Genomic DNA, 23,438 nt, shown 5'->3' with positions numbered 1-23,438 from the left:
ATATCATCATACCCCTGTCGCCGCGGGGGCGGAACGCGCGCCGACGCCGTCCTCACCGGCCGTAGGCCCGACGGATCCGGCGCACCTGGCGGGCGATGGCCGCGCCGGCCGCGAGGGAGAGCAGCGTGTACCCCGCCGCGGCCGTCACCACGTCCCACCGCAGCCCCTCCCGGGCGGCGGCGACGACCATCCGCACCGGGCTCAGCAGGTGCCAGGGCGGGGGCAGAGCCGCGGCCCCCACGATCACGGCCAGCAACATGAACCAGTGCACGAAACTGCGGGCGAAGTCGGAGTCGAAGACGGCTCCCGTGAGCGCGGCCAGTCCACCCAGGGCGGCGGCCATGGGGATGGTGACGATCGCAGCGCGGGCGGCGGCGGCCAGCGGCTCCCCCCGGATCCCGGCAACGATGACCGTGAAGGGGGTCGCCAGCAGGAGCAGGAATGCGGCGAACACCGCTGAGGTCAGGACCTTGCCCCGGCCCACCACCTCGGGTGGAAATGGGGAGGCGGCGAGGTCGAGGACGGACTTCTCTCCCTCGATGGCGATCTCACCGCATGCCGCGGCCGTGGTCAGGTACACCGCGACCACCGTCGTCGCGACCAGGAACGCCAGGAGCAGACCTTCCTGACGCAGGTCGTCGAGACGGCCGAGATCCGGAGGGAGCGACAGCAACGCCAGGACGGCCAGGAGGGACAGGTACACTGTCACCAGTGTCACCGCGTTTCCCCGGCTCAGCCGCAGGCGCAGGTCGTTGCGGGCGACCGCATTCACCTTCCTCATGCCCTCCGTCCTACGGCAGCGTCACCGGCAGCAGGAGGAGGCGGCTCGATTCCCCCATTCCGCCGCCCGGCAGACGCAGTGCGGTCCGATCGTCGACGTGCCGCCCGACGAGCCACAGCTCCTCAGGCCGTTGGGCCAGGTGGGCCAGGAGAACCTCGACGGCGCGCGAGGCGAGATCGGTGCCGAGCACGCCGGGTCGGTCCCACGTCGTCCACCCCGCAGGGTCCAGGGGCATCCGCCGGGGCACAGGACCTGATCCGAGACGATAGATCTGGCGGCCTCTGGCCAGCAGTCCGTCCACCGGCGGCGGGCTGTCGCCGGAGAAAAGGAGCTGCGGCGCAGCGGCGCTGTCGACCACCGCGGCGTACAGATCGATCTCGATGATCTGGCGGACTTCCAGCGCCACACTCCCTCTTCGCGCGCCGCCCGTCACGGTGCGGGCGCTCTCGTCGAGGACGATCCACCCGTCCTCGAGCAGCCGGACGGCCGCCCCGGCGGGAAGATGGGCCGTCACGCTGCCGCCGTACGGGGCGATGAGGGAGACGACGGTCGTCACGCGGGCCCGCCGCGCCTCCGGCAGGACCTCCACCACGGACACCTGGGCGATGGAACGCGCCGCCTCGCGCGCCCCCGAGGCCACGGCATACAGAGCGGTGGCGAAGACCCCGACGACCGCCGGCACGAGGATCCACCCGCCGCGCAGGCCGCTCCACCGACGGAGGACCAGCCGCATGGCGGCGAGGTAGGCGACCGACAGACCCGCCAGGGCGACCTGGGTGCTGCCCGGCAGGGGACGGGTGCGGGGCAGCTCGTCGATCAGCGCCGGGGGGACCGCCGCCGTCGGCCCGGGCGTCGCCAGCAGCGACTGCCAGAGGCCCACCCGTCCCGGCCAGGCTCGGGCGGCCGGGGAGAAGGGATCGAAGGCCCAGAGTTCCACAAGGCCCAGGCCGAAGCGGCGACGCACCGCGAGCGGGAAATCCTCTTCGCCGGTCCGCTCGGTGGGCACCTCTGGGCTGAGGCGCAGGAGCGGGAAAGGAAACCCGGGCAGGTGTGCCGGGGGCCCGACGCGGGCGGGCAGCAGCGCCGCCAGCCACGGCTCTGCGGGGAGTCCGTCCCGGGGCACGACCAGCAGTCGACCGCCCTGCGCCACCCACCCCACGAGCGCCTCCTGTTGCGCCGGCAGCAGGGTCGAAGCGAGGAGCGCATCCAGGACGACGAGATCGGCGGCGTCGTAGAACTGCCAGCGCGAGGGCATCGTCGCCTCGACCAGGTAGGCCGCCCGCCGGCGGCTCCCGGAGGCCAGGAACTCCAGCCCGGCGCGTTCGGGCGTCAGCGCGGCGACGATCCCTTCCGCCACGCGCCCGGAACCCACGCGGATCTCCTGCCGGGCGATCTCGTCGCCGTCGCGGCGCAGCCGCACCGTGATGGGGCGCCGAGGGTCGGTCACCGTCACCTCAAAGGTGATCTGCTGTCGCGCGCCCGGTGCGAGCCGGATCGCGCGGCGATGGGTGACGCGGCCTCCGCCCGCCTGCGGGACCGTGACCTCGAGCAGGCCGAGGCCCTCGGACGCCGCGGTGAGGTCGATGCGCAGCGGCGCGAACTTCCCCGGCACCACCCATCCGCCGAGACCAACCTCCGCGCTCCACTCGACCGACGGGGCGGCCTGAGCCGACAGCGCCCCGCAAAACACAAGGGACATGGCGATCAGGCCATGTCCCCACCGCTTCGCGGATGCGGCCATCGGCGCTCAGGGGCCCTTCGACGCCGCCTCCGTGCCTTTGGGACCTTCCTTTGCCCCGCCCGTCTCCGGCGTCCTTCCCTGCGCCGCGTCTCCCTCGCGCGCCGCGGGCTTCCGATAGTCGGTGCTGTGGAACCCCGATCCCTTGAAGATCAGCCCCACCGAGGTGAAGATCCGCCGGGCCGGACCTCCGCAGACCGGACAGGGACCGGAAGATCCGCCGACCTCGTGGTAGACGTCGAAGACGTGATTACAGACTGTGCACCGATACTCATATAGCGGCATTTCAGCCTCTTATTATGAAAGGGCCGAGCGGCTTGTCAAGCCAGCGGAAGCGGGCGTCAGCGCCGCTCCAGGGCGGCCATCCAGATCGGACCCTGGAAGGTGCCGGAGTTGGTGCCGAACAACAGCCGCCGGCCGTCGGGCGCCCAGGAGGTGGACAGCGCGATGCTGGGATCGGAGAACTCCAGGGCGTAGGACGACACCTCCAGTCGTCCTGAGCCGTCGGCATCCGCGATCCAGATCTCGGCATGCGCCTCATCGAGCAGTCGGCCGAAGGCCAGCTTGTCGCCCTGCGGCGACCAGCTCAGGCCGCTGTAGCGACCGGATTCGGGCGTGAGCAGGACGCGCCCCGTGCCGTCCGGACGGGTGATCACCACCTGCCCCCGACCGTGCTCGGCCGAGGGGCCGGCGACATAGGCGATGGCCCGTCCGGTCGGTGACAGTCGCAGCTCCATCGCCCCGCCGGGCACCGGGAGGCGGCGGCGATCGGGATAGGAGACGCGCACGCGCCAGACTTCGGTCAGGACGTCGCTGTCTGCGGACGACAGCCCATATAAAAGGTAGAGGCTGTCCGGGAACCACTGCAGGTGGCGCATGACGCCTCCCGGCGGCGCGCGGTGCACGAAACGCTGCAACCCGCCGTCGGGGCTGACCAGCCACAGCTCATAGACGGCCGCGCTCCCTCCGTCGCGGCGCAGCACCACGCCCAGCCGGTCGCCGCCCGGCGACCAGGCCGCTCCCGTGGCGAACCCCGGGAGGGCGAGACGGCGGCGGTGCGATCCATCGGCGCGGACCACCCAGGTCGCGCCCTGCTCGATCACAGCCAGCAGGTCGAGGGGGCGGGACCAGACGACGGTGGTGATCACGCCGCCGGGACCGATGCGCCGGGGCCGGCCGTCGGGCGCGGCTACGAACAGCCCCTGGGCGCCCCCGAAGGCGAACCGTCTCCCGTCGGGGCTCCAGGCGGCGGGGCTGAGCGCCGGTTCTTCGATGATCCTGCGGACCAGGGCCACGCGCAGCTGGCGTGTGCTCTCCGGGCCGGGAGCCCGGCGCACCTGACACCCCGCGACGGTGACGGCGGCGATCACCGCCGCCAGCAGAAATGCCGGCAGTCGAATCAACTAGACGACGGGGTACTTCCCTTCCGCCAGCTCGCGCGTCAGCGCGTTGATCCTGCCCAGCTCGCGTTCCATGATCTCGGCCACCTTGCGCCTGGCCACCGCCTCGCGCGCGCGCTTCTCCAGAATGATCTGGGCGGCGGCGACCTTGGGGCGGTCGATGGGCGCGCCGATCTGGCTGAGCATCCAGACGTAGACCTCGCGGATGCCGCGCACCTCGCTGTAGATCTTCGCCGCCACCTGGTGGGTGAGGATGGTGTAGATCTTGCCCACGTGCGACACCGGATTCTTGCCGGCCGCCGCTTCGGTCCCCATGGGGCGGTTGAGGGCGATCACGCCGTTCACCTTGTTGCCGCGTCCGATCTGCCCGCTGTCGCCGCTCTCCGCCGAGGTGCCGGTGACCGAAAGATACATCCCCCCCAGGCCCCGTCCCGGCGCGTCCAGGGTGTTCAGATGGAGGTCGACGCGCTCCAGGGTACGGACCTCGCCGCGGATGAACTCCTCCACCGCCTCCTGCATCTGCCGCTTGCGGCGGAAGTAGGTCTCCTCCGAGTCGATGAAGCGGTCCACGAAAGCCACGGCGGCCGTGAGGTCGAGGGCGGCGCCGCGCCGGAATCCCATCACCTTGATGTCCTCGCCCGCCTCGGGGAACATCTCCTTGAACCGCGGGGAGTTCATGTAGTTCTCCGTCTGGAGGACCAGCCGCTCGGTCTCGGTCAGCGGCGCATACCCTACGGCGGCGGAGGTATCGTTGGCCCCGGGCGTCGACCGGCTGAAGATGTCCACGAGCTCGGGGGAGCCGGGCTTGATCTGCACGTCGTAGCGTACGTGCTCCTCGGGATCCACAAAGCGCAGGTGGTCGCGGATCCAGCGCTTGGCCGTGCCGACGGCAATCTCGGCCACGGGCAGGGTCTTCCCGTTCAGCTCGTAGGTGGCCCGGTCGCCGAAGATCAGGCGCATGGGCTCCACGATGCGGCCGCCGCCCAGCCGGATCTCGGCGGTGCCGGCGACGAGGAAGGCCTTGTCGATGTTGTGGTGGAGGACGACGCCGCACTGGCGCAGGTATTCGCGGCTCAGCTCGATGCTGACCTGCTCCATGATCGCGTCGCAGATGGAATCGGGATGCCCGACGCCCTTGCGTTCGACGATCTCCACCTCGTGCTCGTAGACGGGTTTGCCGCCCAGCACTTCCACCGTGATCTGCACCTGCGGACCTCCTTCTCTTCCCGACGCGGCAGACATCCCTTCGACCTCACCACCACTCCCGCCTGCTGCGGCGGCGCCGGGCGAAGACCCAGACCAGCACAAACCCGGAGGCGAATCCGCCGATGTGCGCCCACCAGGCCACCCCCGCCGTCTCCGCGCCCAGGGTGGCCACGCCCTGGACAAACTGCAGGAGGAACCACAGCGGCAGGAAGAGCACGGCGGGCACGGCCACGACCCGCAGGAAGTACCCGAAGGGGACCAGCGAGATGATCCGGGCGCGGGGAAAGAGCGCCAGGTAGGCCCCCAGCACGCCGGCGATGGCCCCGCTGGCGCCGATCAACGGCACGGCGGAGGCCGGAGCGGTGAGGATGTGGGCCCAGACCGCGGCCATCCCCGTGAGCAGGTAGAAGATCAGGAACCGGCCGTGGCCCATCAGGTCTTCCACATTGTCCCCGAAGATCCACAGGTAGAGCATGTTCCCCAGCAGATGGGCCCAGCCGCCGTGGAGGAACATGGAGGTCAAGAGCGTCGGGTACGCGGCCGGGGCGCCGGCGGCCGCCCCGGTGATCCGGGCCGGGACCGCGCCGTAGGCCAGGACGAAGCGCTCGACGGCGGCGTCCGAGCCCAGGCCGAGCATGAAGAGGAACACCAGGACGTTGGCCAGGATGATCAGGTAGGTGACGATCGGCCGCGAGGAGGATGGATTCTCGTCGCGCAGCGGGATCATGCCGCCGCGTTGCCGTCTTCCCAGCGCACTTCTTCGACGCCCTCCACGTCTCCCAGCGCCACTAGGATCTCGTCCCGGCTGACGCGCGGGGGGATGCGGGCGGCCAGGGCCAGGACCACTTTGTTGTCCATCCGGGCGGAGAGGTCCACGTGCTCGATGTTCACGCCGTAGGCGCCCAGCACCGTGCCGATCCGGCCCAGCTGCCCCGGCCGGTCGGTCATCACCATAACCACGTGGCCGAGACCGCGCCGCGGGATCCGCGCTTCGAAGACCTTGAGGAAGGTGAGGACCCCCAGGACGATGGCCGTGGCCGCAATGGCGCCGAAGTAGTAGCCGACGCCGACCGCCGTTCCGATCGCGGCCACGGTCCACAGGCTGGCCGCGGTGGTGAGACCCACCACGCTGGCCTGGGTCCGCCAGATCGTCCCGGCCCCCAGGAACCCGATGCCGACCACGATGTTGCTGGCCACGCGCGCGGGGTCCGCCCCTGTGCCGAAGAACCCCACCGCGGAGATCAGGGTGAACAGCGCCGCCCCCACGCACACGAGGATGTGGGTGCGGAACCCCGCCGGCTTGTCCGCGCTCTCCCGCTGCCAGCCGACGACCCCGCCCAGGACGACGGCCAGCAGCAGGCGCACCGCCGCCTCCCACGCCGGGGTCATCCCGCCCCCGCCTTCTCCCGTGCCACCTGCTCCACCTGCTCCATCAGGGCGTCCACCAGCTCCTCCTCGGGCAGGCTGGCGATGATCTTGCCGGCCTTGAACAGCAACCCCCTGCCCCGGCCGCAGGCGATCCCCAGGTCGGCCATGCGCGCCTCCCCCGGACCGTTCACCGCGCAGCCCATCACGGCCACCTTCACCGGCGCCCGCACCTGCGCCAGCCGGCGCTCGACCTCCTGGGCGATGGCGATGATGTCCACCTCGGCCCGGCCGCAGGACGGGCAGGCCACCAGCTGGACCCCGCGGGTGCGCAGGCCAAGGCTCTTCAGGATCTCGAAGCCGACCCTGACCTCTTCTACCGGATCGGCGGCGAGCGAGACGCGGATCGTGTCGCCGATCCCGCGCGCCAGGATGGCGCCGATCCCCGCCGCCGACTTGATGCCTCCGGCCCAGGCCGTCCCCGCCTCGGTGATGCCCACGTGCAGGGGGTAGTCCACCTGCTCGGCGATCATCGTGTAGGCCTCCACGGCCATCGGCACCTCCGACGCCTTCACCGAGATGACGATGTCGTGGAACTCCAGATCCTCCAGGACCCGGACGTCCTCCAGCGCGCTCTCCACGAGGGCGGCGGCGCACGGCGCCCCGAACTTGCGCAGCGTGGCCTTGCTGAGGGAGCCGATGTTGGCGCCGATGCGGATCGGGACGCCGCGCTCCTTCGCCGCCTGGGCCACCAGGCGGGTGCGGCTGCGGCTCCCGATGTTCCCGGGGTTGAGGCGCAGCTTGTCCACCCCGGCCTCCAGCGCCCGCAGCGCCAGACGGTGGTCGAAGTGGATGTCGGCGACGATCGGGAGGGGGCTGCGCGGCCTGATCGCCCCCAGGGCCTCCGCCGCCTCCGCGTCGGGGACCGCCAGCCGGACGATCTCGCAGCCCTCCGCGGCGAGCTGGTAGATCTGCACCAGGGTGCCATCGATGTCCCGGGTGTCGGTGGTGGTCATGGACTGCACCGAGACCGGCGCGCCGCCGCCGATCTCGACGCGTCCGACCCGGACCCGCCGGGTGCGCGCGCGGTGGGGCACGGTGGCCGCGGTGGAGGTGGTGATCGTCATCGCCGGACGGTCAGAGTCTCCCGATATCGCGTACGGTCAATGTTAGCAGCAGCAGGAGGAGCAGCGCAAACCCCACCAGGTGGATGTATCCTTCGCGCCGGGGATCGACCGGCCGGCGACGCACGGCCTCCACGAGGAGGAACAGCAGCCGCCCGCCGTCGAGGGCCGGGAACGGCAGCAGGTTGAAGATGCCGATCATGATGGAGAGCGCGGCGGCGGTGTAGACAAAGATCTCCGCCCCGGCCGCTCCCGCTTCGCCGAGGAACCGCACCGCCCCCACCGGACCGGCCAGTTGATCGAAGACCCCGCGGCCCTGCCGCACCAGCCCGACCAGCGTGGTGAAGATCACGTCCACGGTTTCCCCTACGGTGCCCGCGGCCCAGGCCAGGGCCCGCAGGGGTCCCATATGTTCGCGAATCGCCTCCGGCCGAAATCCGATGAGGCCGATCCGCTGGTCGGGGTCGAGCCGGGAGCGCACGGTCACCTCGAAGCGCCGCCCGTCGCGCTCCACGGTGAGGTGCAGCTCCTGGTTCGGGCGGGCGTGGATGGTGTCGATGACCTCCTGCCCGCTGTCCATCGGCTCGCCGTCGATGGCGACGATGGCGTCGCCCGGTCGGAGGCCGACCTGTTCGGCCGGCCAGCCCGGCATCAGCTGTCCGATCCGATTGCTCACCCCGGTGGGGACGCCGACGATGAGGGCGGTGCTCATCAGCAGCAGCAGGGCCAGGAGGAGGTTCATGGCCGGGCCGGCCACCACCACCGTCATCCGCTGCCAGACCGACATGCTGCGGAAGCTCCCCGCGCCTCCGGCCTCGTCCAGATCCTCCCCCGCCATCCGGACATAGCCGCCGAAGGGGAGCGCGTTGATGGCGTAGGTGGTCTCGCCCCGCCTGAACCCGACCACCCGCGGGCCGAAGCCGATGGCAAAAGCGTAGACGGTGATCCCCACGCGCTTGGCCATCAGGAAGTGCCCCAGTTCGTGCACCAGGATCATGATGCTGAAGGCGATGACGGCGGCGACGATGTTGGGCATCTGCTATCCCAGCGCCGCCAGGGCCCGGCCGCGCGCCCAGGCGTCGGCGGCCACGATCTCTTCCAGCGTCGGATCGGGGACGGGATGGTGGGCGGCCATCGTCTCGGCGACGGCCCGGGCGATTCCGGTGAAGGGCACGCCGCCGGCCAGAAAGCGCTCCACCGCCACCTCGTTGGCCGCGTTCAACACGGCGGGCATCGTGCCTCCCCTGCGCAGTGCGTCGTAGGCCAGTCCCAGGCAAGGATATCTCGCCGGGTCCGGGCGTTCAAACGTCAGTTGCAGGCCGTCCCATTCCATCGCCGGCAGCGCGGGCAGGGGGCGGCGCATGGGCGCGGTCAGGGCGTGGGCGATCACCAGGCGCATATCGGGCGGCGCCAGCTGCGCCTTCACGCTCCCGTCCACGAACTCGACCAGGGAGTGCACCACGCTCTGCGGGTGGATGACGACGTCGATCTGCTCCGCGGCCAGCCCGAACAGCCAGTGCGCCTCGATCACCTCCAGGCCCTTGTTCATCAGCGTGGCGCTGTCCACGGTGATCTTGGCTCCCATCCTCCAGGTCGGATGCGCCAGCGCCTCCTGCGGGGTGGCGTCCCGGAGGGTCTCCAGGGGTCGGCGGAGGAACGGTCCGCCCGATCCCGTCAACAGGATTCGCCGCACGGCCGAGGGGTCTTCCCCCCGCAGGCACTGGGCCACGGCGGCATGCTCGCTGTCCACCGGCAGCACCCGGCGGCCCCGTTCCCGCGCCTCGCGCATCACCAGGGCCCCTCCCGCCACCAGCGCCTCCTTGGTGGCCAGAGCCAGATCGCAGCCCGCCCGCAACGCCGCCAGCGCGGGCGCCAGACCGGCCACGCCGACGACCGCGACCAGGACCACGTCGGCCTCCACCGCGGTGGTCAGGCGCGTCAGGGCGTCGGGTCCGGAGTAGACGGCCGTCTCCCCGACCAGACCTGCCCGCAGCACGGCGGCCGCAGTCTCCTCAACCAGCGCCACCGCCTGGGGTCGATAGCGGCGGGCCTGGGCCAGGAGCCCCTCCGCATCGCGCCGCGCGCCGAGGGCGACCACCCGGATCTCTCCGGCCAGGGCGTCCACCACCTCCAGCGCCTGACGCCCGATACTCCCGGTCGAGCCGAGAATGGCCAGCCGCGTCACCGCGGCATCCCCCACAGCCGGGCGAGGAGATACGCCGCCGGCGCGGCGACGAAGACGCCGTCGAACCGGTCGAGGATGCCGCCGTGACCGGGAAGGAGACTGCCCGCGTCCTTTACGCCCGCCTTCCTCTTCATGGCCGATTCGGCGAGGTCGCCGATCTGGGAGGCCAGCGCGATCAACGCGCCCACCACGGCGGCGCGGCCGGGAGGCATCGCCCACCACCCCGCCGTCAGGAATCCGGCGAGCGCCCCGGCGGCCAGGCCGGCCGCCGCGCCCTCCCAGCTCTTTCCGGGGCTGATCGCCGGGGCGAGCCTGTGCCGTCCGGCGCCTACCCCGATGAAGTAGGCGGCGGTATCGGTGGCCCACACCACGAGAAAGAACGACAGCACGGACGCCGCGGGAAACTCCGAGCGCCACCGTGCCAGCACCGCCGTCGGCACGGCGAGATACCATCCGCCCAGCCCGGCGTGCCAGGCGGCCCGGAACGCTTCCGTCCGCCGGGCCGGCGGGAGCGACTGCAGACGTCCCCGCCGGAAGGAGGGGACTGTGTCGGCGACGAGAGCGGCCGCCCACACCGCCAGCACCCCGCTGGCGACGGCCGAAGACACCCGGAGCAGGAGCGCGAAGAGAACGGCCAGCACGACGAGCGAAGCGGCCCGGTGGCCCTTCCCCAGGCGGTGCAGCCGGACGAACTCGTGCCATCCGAGCAGGGCGACGAGCACGACCATCCCCGTCCACCACCGGCCGCCCAGCCACAGGGCGATGACGACCACCGGGATGCCGGCCGCGGCGGTGAGGATCCGCATGCGGAGGGAGGCGCGCCGGAAACGGTCGGAGAGGGTTTCGTCCACATCAGACCCCTTCCACGCCGCCGAAGCGGCGCCGGCGGCGCTGGTAGGCGGCGACGGCGTCCTCCAGGTGGCGGCGGTCAAAGTCCGGCCAGTGGACGTCGGTGAAGTACAGTTCCGTGTAGGCGATCTGCCAGAGCAGGAAGTTGCTCAGCCGCTGCTCCCCTCCGGTGCGGATGAGCAGGTCGGGATCGGGCAGCCCGGCGGTGGTCAGGTACCGGCCGAAGACCTCTTCGGTGATCTCCCCGGGGGCCAGCTCGCCTGAGGCCACGAGCGCGCTGAGCCGGCGGGCGGCGCTCACAATCTCGGCCCGGCCGCCGTAGCTGTAGGCGACGTTCAGGACGAAGGCCTGGTGCGCCCGGGTGAGCGCGACCACCTGCTCCACATCGCGGCGCACCGACGGCTCGAGCCTGCTGAGGTCCCCGCTGACGCGGAGCTGGACCCCGCCCTGGACGAGCTCGTCGGCTTCCTCCCGGACCGTCCGCGCCAGCAGCTGCATCAGGGCTTCGACCTCGTCGGAGGGACGACGCCAGTTCTCGGTGGAAAAGGCAAACAGGGACAGCACGCGCACCCCCAGATCGCGGCAGGCGCGGAAAGTCCGGCGGGCCGCTTCCACGCCGGCCCGGTGGCCCTCCGCCCGCGGCAGGGCCCGGGAGGCGGCCCAGCGGCCGTTGCCGTCCATGATGATCGCGATGTGGGCGGGGACGCGGGTCGGGTCCAGCACCGGGGCCGCTACCCGCGGGGAACGTACCGTTCCCGGGTGACCACCAGGTCCACGGCGGAGCCGTCCTGCCGGACCCGGACGACGCGGTAGCGGCCGGTCAGCTCCACCGGACGGGGAGGCCGAGTTTCCGCCACGGAGCGCACGGTCAGGCCCCGCTCCGCCAGGCGGGTCCGCGCGTCGTCCAGCTCGAGACCGACCACCTCGGAGGCGGACATCACACTTCCATGATCTCCCGGTCCTTGGCCGCCAGCAGGGCGTCGATATCCGCGATGGCCTTGTCGGTGAGTTTCTGCAACTCTTCCATCGCGCGTCGGCTGTCGTCTTCGGAGATCTCGCCCGCCTCCTCCAGCTCTTCGATCATCTCCTTGGCCTCGCGGCGGATGTTGCGCACCGCGACGCGGCCCTCCTCGGCGTGGCGATGGGCGACCTTCACCAGCTCCCGGCGGCGCTCCTCGGTGAGGGGCGGGATGGGCACGCGCACGTGGGTGCCGTCGGAGGACGGGACCAGGCCCAGCTCGCTCTTCAGGATCGCCCGCTCCACCTCCTTGACGAACTTCTTGTCCCAGGGCGTGATGACCAGGAGGCGGGGCTCGGGCACGGTCACCGTGGCCAGCTGGGTGATCGGCGTGGGGACGCCATAGTAGTCGATGCGGATCTGCTCCAGCAATGCCGGGCTGGCCCGGCCTGTGCGGATGCTGGCGAACTCGTGGCGCGTGGCCTCGATCGCTTTCTGAAAGCGGCTCTTGGCGTCGGCGATGATCTCCTGGATCACGGCCGCCCTCCGGCCGAACTCGTGACCAGCGTCCCCACCTCTTCGCCCAGCACCGCCCGCCGGATGTTGCCCTGCTCCGCCACGTCGAAGACCACGATGTCCATGTTGTTGTCCTTGCACAGGGCCACCGCCGTGGCGTCCATCACCTTGAGGTCCTTGTTCAGGACATCCATGTAGCCCAGCCGGCGGAACATGACGGCGTCGGGATGGCGGCGGGGATCCTTGTCGTAGACGCCGCCCACGCCCTTCTTGGCCATGAGCAGCGCGTCGGCCTCGATCTCGATGGCGCGCAGGGCGGCGGCGGTGTCCGTGGTGAAATACGGGCTGCCGGTCCCCCCGGCGAAGATCACGACGCGCCCCTTTTCCAGATGGCGGATGGCGCGGCGGCGGATGAAGGGCTCGGCAATCTGGTGCATCTCGATGGCGGTCTGCACCCGCGTCGTGAGCCCTTCCTTTTCCATGATGTCCTGCAGGGCCAGGGCGTTGATCACCGTGGCCAGCATGCCCATGTGGTGCGCCGTCACCTGGTCCACGCCGACCCGGGCGCTGACGTCGCTGCCGCGGATGATGTTCCCCCCGCCGACCACGATCGCCACCTGTACACCGGAGGCGGTGACGGAGCGGACTTCGCGGGCCACGAGGTGGAGGACCTGAGGGTCGAGGCCCGAGGGACCGTCACCGGCCAGGGCCTCGCCGCTGAGCTTCAGCAGAATGCGTCTGTACTTGGGTGTCGGATTCCCGGAGGAAATTGGTCCCGCCTCCTTCCTCCGGCCGATTCTACTCCCCGATCTTGAACCGAGCGAACCGCCGGATCTGAATATTCTCACCGAGGCGTGCGACGGCCTCCGTGACGAGGTCCCGGACCGTCTTGCCCGTGTCGCGGATGAACGGCTGCTCCAGGAGGACCTCCTCCTGGAACCACTGGTTCAGCCGGCTCTCCACCGCCGCCGGGGGGGTCCCGCCCAGCTCCGCGGCGATGAGGCGACGCTGCTCGGCGATGACGTCCGGGGGCACCTCTTCACGACTCACGTAGCGCGGGGCACTGGCCGCCACCTGCATGGCCAGGTCGCGGCACAGGCGCCGGAACTCCTCCGTCCGCGCGACGAAGTCGGTTTCGCAGTTCACCTCGACCATGGCCCCGACTTTTCCGCCGGTGTGGATGTAGGCTTCGACCAGACCCTCCAGGGCCGTGCGGCCGGCCTTCTTCTGGGCCGTGAGGAGCCCCTTGGCCCGCAGGATCTCCGCCGCCCGGTCCAGGTCGCCCTCGGCCTGTTGGAGGGCGGTGCGGCAGTCCACGATCCCCGCCCCCGTGCGGGCGCGGAGTTCCCTGATCTGCGCGGTGCTGATCTCGACGGTCCGGCGCTCCATTTACCGCTCCACTTCCTCCAGGTCGGCCTCCGGGATCGCCTCGGCAAACTCGTCGATCCCCTGCATCTCTTCCACCACCAGCTCCTCTTCCTCGGCGGCGGCCGGCGCCTCGGCGGGCGCCGGGGCGCCCTCCACCACCTCCCGCTTGCGGCGTTCTTCCAGCCCCTCCAGGGCGGCGTTGGCCACGCGGCTGGTGATCAGCCGCACGGCCCGGATCGCATCGTCGTTGCCCGGGATGGGATAGTCCACCTCGTCGGGGTCGCAGTTGGTGTCGACGATGGCCACCACGGGGATGCCGAGCTTGCGGGCCTCCAAGACGGCAATGTGCTCCTTGCGCGTGTCCACCACGTAGACCGCGCCGGGCAGCGTGGTCATCGTCTTGATCCCGCCCAGGTACTTCTCCAGGCGCGCCAGCTCCTCGAGCATCCGGGCCTGTTCGCGCTTGGGCAGGACGTCCATCAACCCGCGATCGCGGATGTCCTCGATCTCGCGCAACCGCTCCACCCGCTTGCGGATCGTCTGGAAGTTGGTGAGCATGCCGCCCAGCCAGCGCTGGGCCACGTAGGGCTGGCCGGCCCGCGTGGCCTCCTCCCGGATGGCATCCTGGGCCTGCTTTTTGGTGCCCACGAACAGGCAGGCGCGCCCCTGGGCCACGGTCTCCCGCACGAAGCGGTAGGCCTCTTCGATCAACGGCACGCTCTTCTGCAGGTCGATGATGTGGATGCCGTTGCGCTCGGTGAAGATGAAGGGGGCCATCTTGGGGTTCCACCGGCGCGTCTGATGGCCGAAGTGGACCCCGGCCTCGAGCAACTGCTTCATCGTGACAACGGGCAAGGTCTGTCCTCCTCCCCGGTTCTCCCTCCGCCCTGCTCATCCCGGCCCCGGACCCTGACGGGCACCCCGGTGGCGGTCGCACGGCGTGCGTGATAGACGACTCGCCCCGCGGTTGCCGCGCGGGGCGTCCCTGTCGTCAAACAGCCCGACGTAGTATAGCACAAACGGTGCCGCCGTTCACCACGGCCCGGGCCGCGCCCACCGGCTCAGGCCCGCGGGTGGGCCCGGGCGTGGACGCGCTTCAGCCAGTCCCGCGAGACGTGGGTGTAGATCTGCGTTGTGGCCAGGTTGGCGTGGCCGAGCAACTCCTGGACGCTGCGCAGGTCGGCCCCGCCGTCCAGCAGGTGCGTGGCGAAGGTGTGGCGCAGGGCGTGGGGACTGATGCGGCGGCCGAGCGCGGCGGCCCGGATGTGGCGGTCGACGATCAGCCGCACCCCGCGGTCGGTCAGCGGGCCGCCCCGGGCGTTCAGGAAGAGCGTCCCGGGATCCCTGCCCCGGACCAGAGCCGGTCGGCCCGCCTCGAGGTAGCGCCGCAGCGCCTCCCGGGCGGCGGCGCCCATGAGGACGACGCGCTCGCGGCGGCCTTTGCCCACCACCCGCAGCTCATCGGAGGCGGCGGCGCCCGCCACCGGCAGGGCGACCAGTTCACCGACGCGGAGCCCCGTGGCGTACAGCACCTCCAGCAACGCCCGATCCCGCAGGCCGAGGGGGGTCTCGGGATCGGGGGCGCTCAACAGCGCGGCGATCTCGGCCGAACTGAGGAAGGACGGGAGGCGGCGCGTGCGCTTCGGTGCGGAGACCAGGGCGAAGGGGTTGCGGGAGACCTTCCCCTCCCGATAGAGGTACCGGAACAGCGTGCGCAGGGCGGAAAGCTGTCGGGCCACGGCGGTCCGGGCATAGCGGCGGTCGAGGTGAGCGACATACCGCCGCACCACCGGCGTGGTCACCCCGCCCCAGGCGGTCACCCCCAGCGACCGCACGAACCGGAGCAGCCGGATGACGTCGCGGCGGTAGGCGGCCAGGGTGTGGGGCGAGAGGCCGCGCTCGCCGTCCAGGGCCCGCAGGAAGGCCACCAGGTCCTCCTCCACGAGGACTACGGCTTCGCGTCGGCGGAAGATCCCTCCTCTGCGGCGAGGAGTCTAGGGCGAGGAGGCCGGCGTCGGCACCGGTTCTTCCGGCCGCTCCGTCGGCATCGCCTCACGGTGCCCGCAGGCCTTGTTGAGGCAGCGGAACTCCGGGCGGGCGCGCGCCTGGTGGACGGCCATCGGGCTCCCGCACACGGGACAGCGCCGGTCGGTGGGGCGGTCCCAGCTGGTGAAGGTGCAGGACGGATAGGTGCTGCAGCCGTAGAAGATGCGCCCGCGGCGGGAGCGGCGCTCGACGATCTCGCCCACCTTGCACTGGGGACAGGCCACCCCGATCCCCAACGGACGGGTGTACTTGCAGTCGGGAAACCCGCTGCAGGCGATGAACTCGCCGAACCGGCCGTGCTTGCGGACCAGGGGCCGCCCGCACTGGGGACAGGCCTCGCCGATCTCGACGACCGGTGTTTCCAGTTCCGGCATCGTCAGCTCGGCCTGGCGGAGGTCCTGCTCGAAGGGCCGGTAGAAGTGCTGGACGACCGTCTTCCAGTCCCGCGCGCCCTCCTCGATCTGGTCCAGCTCTTCTTCCAGCGTCGCCGTGAAGTCGTAATCCATCACGTCGCTGAAGTGCTCCACCAGCAGGTCGTTGACCAGGCGGCCCAGGTCGGTCGGGTACAGCCGCCGCTGCTGGCTGCGCACATAGCCGCGCCGCTTGATCGTCTCGATGGTCGGCGCATAGGTGCTGGGCCGGCCGATGCCGCGTTCCTCCAGGGCGCGCACCAGCGAGGCCTCCGTGTAGCGCGGCGGGGGCTGGGTAAAGTGCTGCTGGGGCTCGAGGCGCTCCAGGGCCAGGCGATCGCCAACGACCAGGTCCGGCAGCCAGCGGTCCAGGCCGTTCTCCCCATTCTCCGGGAGGTCGTGATACACGGCCAGGTAGCCGGGGAACTTCACCTTGGCTCCGGTGGCCCGAAACAGATAGGACCCCGCCGTGATGTCCACGGAGAGCGTGTCCATCACGGCGGAACTCATCTGGCTGGCCACGAAGCGTTCCCAGATCAGCTTGTAGACCTTGAACTGATCGCTGCGGAGGTAGGAGCGCACGGCCTCGGGGGTGCGCGGCACCGCCGTCGGCCGGATCGCCTCGTGGGCGTCCTGGGCGGCCTTGCGCGAGCGATAGACCCGGGGCGTCTCCGGCACGTAGGCGCTGCCGAACTGCCTGGCGATGAACGCGCGCGCCTCCCGCTGGGCGGACTCCGCGACGCGGACCGAGTCGGTGCGCATGTAGGTGATCAGTCCGACCGTCCCCTCCGGGCCGAGGTCCACACCCTCGTAGAGCTGCTGGGCCACGGCCATCGTCCGGCTGGCCGTGAATCCCAGCCGGCGGTTGGCCTCCTGCTGCAGCGTGCTGGTGGTGAACGGCGGCGCGGGATGCCGCAACTGGTCCTTGCGCCGGACCTCGCGCACCTGGAAGGGCGCGTCGCGCACCCCGGCGACGATCGCCTCCACCTCGTCCCTGGAGCGGATGACGGTGACTCCGTCCTCCGCCGGCGAGCCGAAGCGCTCGCCGTTGCGGCTGAACAGGCGGGCCACGAGGGGCTGCTTCCCCTTGCGCAGGTGGGCCAGCAGGCTCCAGTACTCCTGGGGGACGAAGCGCTCGATCTCCTTTTCCCGATCCACGATCAGGCGCACGGCCACCGACTGCACCCGTCCGGCGCTGAGCCCTCCGCGAATCTTGCGCCACAGCAGCGGGCTCAACTTGTAGCCCACCAGCCGGTCCAGGATGCGCCGGGCCTGCTGCGCGTTGACCAGGTTGAGGTCGATCTCCCGGGGATGGGCCAGGGCCCGGTGCACCGCCTCTTTCGTCACCTCGTGGAACTCGATGCGCTTGATCTCGGGGTTGACCGGACGCAGAACGTCGGAGAGGTGCCAGGAGATGGCCTCCCCCTCGCGATCGGGGTCGGTGGCCATGTAGACGGCGCTGGCCCCCCTGGCCGCCTCCTTCAGCTCCTTGAGGATGGCGCGCTTCCCCCGGATCACGATGTACTTGGGCTCGAAGCCGTTCGTCACATCGACGCCGAGCTGGCTGCGGGGCAGGTCCTTGACGTGCCCCATCGAGGCCACGACCTCGTACTTCCGGTCGAGCAGCTTCTTGAGCGTCCGCGCCTTCGTCGGCGATTCGACGACGACCAGCGCCCTGGCCTTAGCCACCGGACCTCCGTTGCGCTGCGACATCTGCCGCGAGTATCGCTACCCCGGCAGCGCCCTCACCAGACCTGGTGCGCCGCGGCGGCAGGATTATCCGCCTCTGCGACGTCGCGAATAGGCGCACCGGGAAAACCTACCCCTTACCTTAACATGAGGTGTCAAGAGAGCCGGCAGGCCGTGCCGTGCGGACGACCGCGGGCTTCAGGCGACGACTGCGGCGGGCGGCTGCCGCGGCCGTTAGCCGCCATCGCTTTCCCCATCTGCCTTCCGACTGAGAAAGAAAACCCTCCCCGCGTCCCTCGACCATCCCCAATCCTTCTGCGCATCAAAGGATCGAATCTTCCACAATGAGCTCCACAGCCGGCGGAGGACAGCGGGACGCGGCAGGCCAGGTCGGCTCCAGCGAGTTGTTAGGCCGATGCTCTGTGGGACCCCGAGAGACCAGAGCGAAACGTCTTGAATACAGGCGACCATCCCAGTTCTGAACGAATCCTTGCGTTCGAGCAGGCGAGCGAAGGCAGCGTGGTATCGCCTCCAGGTTCAGGGGGGAGACTGCCTTCCTGGGCGGCTATGTACCTAAACAAGTCCCGGTAGGTCACAGGCTGATCGTCAACAACGTTGAAGACGCTTCGTATAGGGGCAGACTCAGCGGACCGGACGATGGCGCGAGCCATATCGACCACGTGGATCAGAGAAATGAAAGCCGAGCCGTCCGCAGGCAGGCGCAATGTGACTTCGCGAGCTGCTTTGCGCCAGCCGTCGTCCGTGCCGGTACCTGGACCATAGAACAGGCCCCCTCGGAGTATGCACCAGTCCAACGGAGATGATCGAACCATCTCCTCCATGTCGGCGGCGGACTGGATGAAGGGAGCGGGACGAAGGACCGACGATTCGTTCGCAGGGACGTCGGTGCTCTCCCCGTAGAGAAGCGTTATGCTCTGCTGCACATACCTGGGAACGCCGTTCTGAAGGGATGCGTCCAGCAGGTTGCGAGTGCCCTCTCGTCGGATGCGATCATTGGCCGCCCAGGTTGCTCGGGATCCTTCGCGCGGGATCGCGGTGGCCAAGTGAAGGACTACATCCGTTGAGGAAGTGACTGGGAGCAGGGTGCCCGGGTCTAAGATGTCACCAAGGGCGGTCTCGACGCCAGCCTGTTCAAGATGCCTTGCTTGGGCCTCCGCTCGGACAAGTACCCGGACCGTGTGGCCGTTCTCTATGAGCATGGGAACTACGTTCCGGCCAAGGACTCCAGTTGCTCCGACCAACGCGACTCGCATTTGGACTCCTAACTCTGTTGTGCGTTGAGCGCCGGAAAGCGCGCGCATCGGCCGCTTCGGTGACCGCACGATGAACGCTCAGGACTGCGTGAGGGACAATACATTGCCGTCCGGATCCTTGAACCATGCGACCCGTGCTCCACTTGGGGAGGTCCAGACTCCCAAATCATCTTGTGACAGTGAAGGATAACGCTCGAAAGCAACACCACGGCCGCCGAGCGCTTGGACGGTAGATCGGATACCAGAGACGGCCCAGCCAAGGGCGGTATATGGCGCTGGCTTTACTTCTTGAACCTTTTGCACGCGCAGGGTTACCCCGTTTGCGTCGAAGACCAGCGCGAACGGCTCATCGGCCAGGAGGCGAAGGCCCAGCACCTGTTCGTAGAAGTTGCGAGCGCGCGCGGCATCGCCGGTTGCCGCGAAGGCGATGAACTTGGATGTAGTCAGCATGAGTCCTTCCTTCCTGCATGACCTGCTCTCGGCCGCCTGACGGCTTGCGCTTCACCTGCGCCGCGAAGCGCAGCGGAGCGGCGTCAGGTGGAAGCGCATGTTAGCCGCCGAAAATGGACTTCCTGGCTGCTTCGCTCAACACTCCGATTATGATTTCCTTCATAGCTGCATAAGATTCCTTCCCAACTTTAGCCATAATTTTCTTGAACCGCACAGCAGCAACTTCAGTTTGAGGAGTATCACGATAAAGGTCGTCAAGGCTTTGCTTTAGTTTCTCTCGTTCGGACGAAGATAGGTCGTCAAACTCATCGGCTAGTGCTTTTGCAGATTGAATCTTTCGCTCTGTCCAAGGATAAGGCTCACCGCAATTATGACAGAAGTTTGGCGGAGGAGGATCCTTGAAACCGATAGCTGCTACGCCTTCAACGTGGTATTCACCTTGAATAGGCTGGTTGCAGCGTGGACAGGTGGTAATGGTCTGTTCGCCACACTCAGGGCAAAACTTCTTGGTGAACTCTGGCGAGCTACGCGCACTACGCGTAATAGTGTGACCGTTCAAACAAATCTGTGCGACGTCATAATAACCCATGGCTCTCTCTCAAGTGAATACGGCGGCTAACTCGTGTTTACACAGACCAGTCTAACACCCCGCTCTTGTCAGCCGAACGATCTGGCGTTAACCTGCGTGCGAGCCGGCCGCACCATGGCTTGCGCGTAGCGCACCCCCGCGTGCCAGGCGAGCACGACAGGTTCAACGCCGTGTTAGACGGCGCGCGAATCAGAGACGCCAGGTCTCCGAAGCGCCTCACCCCTTGTGCCGCTGCAAGAACGGTAGCACGGCCCGGTTGAAGCCCTCCGGGTTTTCCTCGTGCATCAGGTGTGACGCCCCGGGAATCTCGACTCGCTCGACATTCGGCAGCAGGTGCTCGAGTCTGCGGGTAAGCGTGCGCCGCAGGACCGTGGGACTACGTTCGCCAGTAACGAGGAGCGTGGGTGTTTGGATTTGACGTACGTCGGAATCTCGAAGCGGTGGAAAGCCGGCGCCCAGAAGCTGGGCGGCGTCAGCGGTGTGGTTTTCCCGCATCTGCCGCTTGCGCTCTTCTGGCAAGCCATCGAACGCTCGGGAGCCCAACACCCCCGTCACAAAGATCCGCGTGCCGCGGTCCAACTCCCCCGCCCGATAGGCCCTCTCGGCAGGCCCGACGACCTGCGCTCCGAAGCGCATGATACTGATGGCATCCCTGGGACCGCGTAGGAACACGGCGAGCAATTCCCGGAGCTTCGGCGAGTTGCTGATGAAGAGAGGAAGCACTGGCGGCTCGCCCAAGACGAGCGTTCGCACCAGACCGGGCTCCTTAAGCGCGGCGAGCAGGCAGATAAAGGCGCCCCACGAGTTTCCAACTAGGTGCGCCGGGGCCAGATCGAGACTCTGGATCAGGCTGAGGAGATCGTCAACGTGCGGGCCCATCTGGTCGTCGTGGCCCGTGGGGATGTCCTCATTGGGGCGAGCGTAACGGCGGCTGTACGCGACGACGCGGTGCTCCTTGGCAAACGCATCGAGTTGCTGGAGCCAGGTGCGAAGGTCGCTGTAGCCGCCGTGCACGAACACGACGCTCGGTGCGCCAGCCCCCCGCTCTACATAGGCGAGGTTAACGCCGTTGGCCACTACGGTTCGAAGCCCTGGCACCGCAAAGGCAGTCATGAGATTCGGACGACCTCCACCGGAGCTGAGCGCGTGCCGTCTAACGGCCTCGAGCTAAGCTGCCCGGCAGCTCGGGCCACGCACCCCTCCACTCTACAGCAACCCCAAGGCCAGATAAGCTCCCACTTCCCGTACGCCAGCCGGGTCAGCTTCAGCGAGTGTTAGGCGCCGCCTACCCAGACTCCGAAGCTGTTCGTCTCGGACTGTCAAGCGAGATTACCAGATCCCTGAATTCCGAAAAGCCGATGACGGCGCACCTTGATTGTAACTTTCGCACACGGTTCGCAAACGACTGATCCTCGGTAACGAGGTAGTCCGCGTCGCGAGACGCGGTGGTTGCGATGAGGGCATCCTCGGTGCGCCCACCTGAAGGAGTGCGCACTTGGTCGACGGCAATACCGCTGTCGCTCCCGTCACCGTAGGTCGATGCACCGTACCTTGAGGTGCCGAACACAGCCCCGGCGGTCGGGACGATCTCCCGAGGTATCTGGGCGATCCTTGCTCTCTTCTCCTCGTCTGGTATAGCCGCCAGTTCACCTTCCTGCACGTGCGTGGAGAGGATGCGGAGAGCGCCGATCGAGGACAGGTGGGTGATGACAGCGGCCAAGCGCGGATCAGCATCAATGCGATCGTAGATGTTGGTGTCGAGGACAAGAGTTGTCATGTTTTTGGCCTCCTCGGGCAAGCAAGGAGCGGGGTCGCGGTTCGAGTGCGGTAGTAGGGGACGGCGCCTAACGCTCAGCATCAGCGGCGGCGCGCAGCGCCGCCCGCTGCATGCTGTTGTTAGACGGCCGGCGCGGCGCTTTCATCTGTCCGCAGGCTCCGCATCAACGACAGGGCCTGACTCAGGGTGGTGCTAGCTCCCCGCCGTGATACCTGGATTACCTCGTTGAGCCCCGTCGTGCTCGACAGATGGATCTGTTCGTAGGCGCAGATTGGGATCTCACGATTGTCCTTGAACCTACGATCGGGACCGCCCTTCTTGTTGACGTAACGCCACGTCTTCCCGACCACCGTCGCGTCCTGAGGCACAACCTCCTCTTCAACGAACTGGATCTCGGCGACATCAAGCGCGAGATCTGAGTAGTTGATGGCGCCGACTGCGGCCGAATCGAACACGAAAAGTCGATCCGGCATGAACGCAAGCACCTGCCGGCCGACTGGGACGAGCGGAACCTCGATGTTCGTCTTGACAAATGGCGGCGCACCGGTGCTCAAGGTAATCTGTTTGCGCTTCACAACCCCGCTAGCCCCCGCGTGGTACTTGCGATCTCGGACGTCCCCGCGGGCTTCGACGTGCCATGTCCGAGAGCAAGAACGCAATACGCCAAACGCATCGTGGAGCTGTGCGTATGCGGTTTCGACCTCCGGTTCGAGGTCGTAGAGGATAACGGTCGTCTTTCGGAGCTCATCTTTTATGAATACCAACCAGCAGACTCCGATGGCCAAGGCGCCGAACAGCACGACCAGCCAGACGGGCGCACTGCCGACAATCAACAGCAGCACCACCATGACGCACAGAACGGTCGCGCCCGGTAGGAGTCGGGCCTTCTTCCTCTTCTCGTTCATCTCCCGCAGCAGTTCCGCGCTCGAGGCATCAACCATCTGGTGGACTGAGCCGCTTTCCACATCCTGTAGGGGTCCCACCGTGCCAAGAGGCTCCCCGAGGTGCGCAGGCTCGCGAGGCAATAGCTGAGGTGTGTTCGGCCGGCCGGCTGCCCTTCCCTCGGGCACATTGAGGCTCTTGCGATAGTAGAGCCCTGCTCGGCCCATGTGGACATAGTTTCCGCGTGGTCCTGTGCCGAGCCGCAGGCCCTTGATCCCGACGGAAACGCCAAGGCCCGACTTTGACAGGTTGAATCGAAGCGGGCCAACTCTGAGCGCCTTCCTGATGTAGAAGCCCATGGTCATCTCCGCTCAATCCGGCCGTCTAACTCGTGTTTACACAGACCAGTCTAACACCCCGCTCTTGTCAGCCTAACGGCTGGCGTTAGCGGCGGACGGGGGATTTGGCGGAAAAATGCCAAAGGTAGAAAATGCTCGAAGGGGCTGAATCCCTTTGGGCGGGGCGAATGCCCCCGCCCGTCCGCTGCACGCGGTGTTAGCCCGCTTTTTTCATTTTTATTTCTTGTAATGTAACGCAACAACGCCCGAACGAAACGTTTTTGACCCAGCAAGATTTAATTTAAGGTTCTCAATCGATTGGAACAAGCGGGGACCTTTTCCCGCAATAATCGGGTGAACGACAAAGTGATACTCGTCGATGAGATTCCATTCTGCAACTTGTGATGCGATGTTCAGCCCGCCAATAAAAATACTTTTTCCTGGCTGTTGTTTTAACTTCATAATCTCTTCTCGGAGATTGGAGTGGAGGAGT

At 68.3% G+C, this 23,438-nt stretch carries 24 protein-coding genes; all 24 read right to left on the bottom strand.

Features of this window, described 5'->3' with window-relative positions; all coding sequences use genetic code 11:
- Positions 1-52: 52 nt before the first annotated feature.
- Positions 53-781: a hypothetical protein gene (locus QN141_09915; protein MDR7558791.1), complete on the bottom strand. Its 729-nt coding sequence runs from the start codon at positions 779-781 to the stop codon at positions 53-55.
- Positions 782-791: 10 nt separating this feature from the next.
- On the bottom strand, positions 792-2,522 hold the full coding sequence (locus tag QN141_09910; protein MDR7558790.1) for a hypothetical protein: 1,731 nt from the start codon (positions 2,520-2,522) through the stop codon (positions 792-794).
- A 338-nt stretch (positions 2,523-2,860) separates the two neighbouring features.
- Complete coding sequence (locus tag QN141_09905; GenBank protein ID MDR7558789.1) at positions 2,861-3,922, bottom strand: hypothetical protein; 1,062 nt, start codon at positions 3,920-3,922, stop codon at positions 2,861-2,863.
- Entirely contained in the window at positions 3,923-5,125 is a 1,203-nt protein-coding gene (locus QN141_09900; GenBank protein ID MDR7558788.1) for a methionine adenosyltransferase, read from the bottom strand.
- A 46-nt stretch (positions 5,126-5,171) separates the two neighbouring features.
- On the bottom strand, positions 5,172-5,852 hold the full coding sequence (locus tag QN141_09895) for a rhomboid family intramembrane serine protease (protein ID MDR7558787.1): 681 nt from the start codon (positions 5,850-5,852) through the stop codon (positions 5,172-5,174).
- The gene (locus tag QN141_09890; GenBank protein MDR7558786.1) at positions 5,849-6,514 is read right to left on the bottom strand and encodes an MgtC/SapB family protein; all 666 of its coding nucleotides are present in this window, start codon (positions 6,512-6,514) and stop codon (positions 5,849-5,851) included. The genes QN141_09895 and QN141_09890 overlap by 4 nt, the downstream gene beginning before the upstream one ends.
- Complete coding sequence (gene ispG / locus QN141_09885; GenBank protein ID MDR7558785.1) at positions 6,511-7,617, bottom strand: flavodoxin-dependent (E)-4-hydroxy-3-methylbut-2-enyl-diphosphate synthase; 1,107 nt, start codon at positions 7,615-7,617, stop codon at positions 6,511-6,513. Before ispG ends, QN141_09890 begins: the two co-directional genes overlap by 4 nt.
- Before the next feature lie 10 nt (positions 7,618-7,627).
- Positions 7,628-8,650, bottom strand: a complete 1,023-nt coding sequence (locus tag QN141_09880; protein ID MDR7558784.1) for a M50 family metallopeptidase — start codon at positions 8,648-8,650, stop codon at positions 7,628-7,630.
- A gap of 3 nt (positions 8,651-8,653) precedes the next feature.
- Positions 8,654-9,799: a 1-deoxy-D-xylulose-5-phosphate reductoisomerase gene (gene dxr / locus QN141_09875; GenBank protein MDR7558783.1), complete on the bottom strand. Its 1,146-nt coding sequence runs from the start codon at positions 9,797-9,799 to the stop codon at positions 8,654-8,656.
- On the bottom strand, positions 9,796-10,650 hold the full coding sequence (locus QN141_09870) for a phosphatidate cytidylyltransferase (GenBank protein ID MDR7558782.1): 855 nt from the start codon (positions 10,648-10,650) through the stop codon (positions 9,796-9,798). Before QN141_09870 ends, dxr begins: the two co-directional genes overlap by 4 nt.
- Before the next feature lies 1 nt (position 10,651).
- Positions 10,652-11,371 (bottom strand): isoprenyl transferase, encoded by a 720-nt coding sequence (locus QN141_09865; protein ID MDR7558781.1) that lies wholly within the window; start codon positions 11,369-11,371, stop codon positions 10,652-10,654.
- Between the two features lie 8 nt (positions 11,372-11,379).
- Positions 11,380-11,586, bottom strand: a complete 207-nt coding sequence (locus QN141_09860; GenBank protein MDR7558780.1) for a hypothetical protein — start codon at positions 11,584-11,586, stop codon at positions 11,380-11,382.
- Positions 11,586-12,143 carry a ribosome recycling factor gene (frr, locus tag QN141_09855; GenBank protein ID MDR7558779.1) on the bottom strand — a complete coding sequence of 186 codons (558 nt, stop codon included), beginning with the start codon at positions 12,141-12,143 and terminating at the stop codon, positions 11,586-11,588. Before frr ends, QN141_09860 begins: the two co-directional genes overlap by 1 nt.
- Positions 12,140-12,892: a UMP kinase gene (pyrH, locus tag QN141_09850; protein MDR7558778.1), complete on the bottom strand. Its 753-nt coding sequence runs from the start codon at positions 12,890-12,892 to the stop codon at positions 12,140-12,142. Before pyrH ends, frr begins: the two co-directional genes overlap by 4 nt.
- 28 nt (positions 12,893-12,920) lie before the next feature.
- A complete protein-coding gene (locus tag QN141_09845; protein MDR7558777.1) occupies positions 12,921-13,511 on the bottom strand; it encodes a translation elongation factor Ts in 591 nt (196 codons plus the stop codon).
- The gene (rpsB, locus tag QN141_09840; protein MDR7558776.1) at positions 13,512-14,345 is read right to left on the bottom strand and encodes a 30S ribosomal protein S2; all 834 of its coding nucleotides are present in this window, start codon (positions 14,343-14,345) and stop codon (positions 13,512-13,514) included.
- A gap of 206 nt (positions 14,346-14,551) precedes the next feature.
- A complete protein-coding gene (locus QN141_09835) occupies positions 14,552-15,418 on the bottom strand; it encodes a tyrosine recombinase (protein ID MDR7558775.1) in 867 nt (288 codons plus the stop codon).
- A 66-nt stretch (positions 15,419-15,484) separates the two neighbouring features.
- Entirely contained in the window at positions 15,485-17,635 is a 2,151-nt protein-coding gene (topA, locus tag QN141_09830) for a type I DNA topoisomerase (protein MDR7558774.1), read from the bottom strand.
- A gap of 1,352 nt (positions 17,636-18,987) precedes the next feature.
- The gene (locus QN141_09825; GenBank protein ID MDR7558773.1) at positions 18,988-19,359 is read right to left on the bottom strand and encodes a VOC family protein; all 372 of its coding nucleotides are present in this window, start codon (positions 19,357-19,359) and stop codon (positions 18,988-18,990) included.
- A gap of 100 nt (positions 19,360-19,459) precedes the next feature.
- Complete coding sequence (locus tag QN141_09820) at positions 19,460-19,948, bottom strand: DUF2321 domain-containing protein (protein MDR7558772.1); 489 nt, start codon at positions 19,946-19,948, stop codon at positions 19,460-19,462.
- Between the two features lie 216 nt (positions 19,949-20,164).
- Positions 20,165-21,061, bottom strand: coding sequence for an alpha/beta hydrolase (locus QN141_09815; protein ID MDR7558771.1), 897 nt, complete (start codon positions 21,059-21,061; stop codon positions 20,165-20,167).
- Between the two features lie 172 nt (positions 21,062-21,233).
- Entirely contained in the window at positions 21,234-21,725 is a 492-nt protein-coding gene (locus tag QN141_09810; GenBank protein ID MDR7558770.1) for a hypothetical protein, read from the bottom strand.
- 119 nt (positions 21,726-21,844) lie between these two features.
- Positions 21,845-22,966, bottom strand: coding sequence for a DUF4236 domain-containing protein (locus QN141_09805; GenBank protein ID MDR7558769.1), 1,122 nt, complete (start codon positions 22,964-22,966; stop codon positions 21,845-21,847).
- Positions 22,967-23,182: 216 nt separating this feature from the next.
- A partial coding sequence (locus tag QN141_09800) for a dihydrofolate reductase family protein (protein ID MDR7558768.1) occupies positions 23,183-23,438 on the bottom strand: 256 nt, incomplete at its 5' end.

It is taken from the genome of Armatimonadota bacterium (assembly GCA_031459765.1).
GTDB classification, from domain to species: Bacteria; Sysuimicrobiota; Sysuimicrobiia; order Sysuimicrobiales; family Kaftiobacteriaceae; genus Kaftiobacterium; species Kaftiobacterium secundum.
This window is presented reverse-complemented; position numbering and strand designations above follow the sequence as displayed.

What these genes read in the sequence shown, in the direction of transcription:
- QN141_09805 (MDR7558769.1), bottom strand. Translation starts at nt 22,966, where the DNA reads ATGGGCTTCTACATCAGGAAGGCGCTCAGAGTTGGCCCGCTTCGATTC.
- QN141_09915 (MDR7558791.1), bottom strand. Translation starts at nt 781, where the DNA reads ATGAGGAAGGTGAATGCGGTCGCCCGCAACGACCTGCGCCTGCGGCTG.
- QN141_09820 (MDR7558772.1), bottom strand. Translation starts at nt 19,948, where the DNA reads ATGGGTTATTATGACGTCGCACAGATTTGTTTGAACGGTCACACTATT.
- QN141_09845 (MDR7558777.1), bottom strand. Translation starts at nt 13,511, where the DNA reads ATGGAGCGCCGGACCGTCGAGATCAGCACCGCGCAGATCAGGGAACTC.
- QN141_09825 (MDR7558773.1), bottom strand. Translation starts at nt 19,359, where the DNA reads ATGCTGACTACATCCAAGTTCATCGCCTTCGCGGCAACCGGCGATGCC.
- QN141_09810 (MDR7558770.1), bottom strand. Translation starts at nt 21,725, where the DNA reads ATGACAACTCTTGTCCTCGACACCAACATCTACGATCGCATTGATGCT.
- QN141_09895 (MDR7558787.1), bottom strand. Translation starts at nt 5,852, where the DNA reads ATGATCCCGCTGCGCGACGAGAATCCATCCTCCTCGCGGCCGATCGTC.
- ispG (MDR7558785.1), bottom strand. Translation starts at nt 7,617, where the DNA reads ATGACGATCACCACCTCCACCGCGGCCACCGTGCCCCACCGCGCGCGC.
- QN141_09910 (MDR7558790.1), bottom strand. Translation starts at nt 2,522, where the DNA reads ATGGCCGCATCCGCGAAGCGGTGGGGACATGGCCTGATCGCCATGTCC.
- QN141_09860 (MDR7558780.1), bottom strand. Translation starts at nt 11,586, where the DNA reads ATGTCCGCCTCCGAGGTGGTCGGTCTCGAGCTGGACGACGCGCGGACC.
- QN141_09880 (MDR7558784.1), bottom strand. Translation starts at nt 8,650, where the DNA reads ATGCCCAACATCGTCGCCGCCGTCATCGCCTTCAGCATCATGATCCTG.
- QN141_09815 (MDR7558771.1), bottom strand. Translation starts at nt 21,061, where the DNA reads ATGACTGCCTTTGCGGTGCCAGGGCTTCGAACCGTAGTGGCCAACGGC.
- QN141_09890 (MDR7558786.1), bottom strand. Translation starts at nt 6,514, where the DNA reads ATGACCCCGGCGTGGGAGGCGGCGGTGCGCCTGCTGCTGGCCGTCGTC.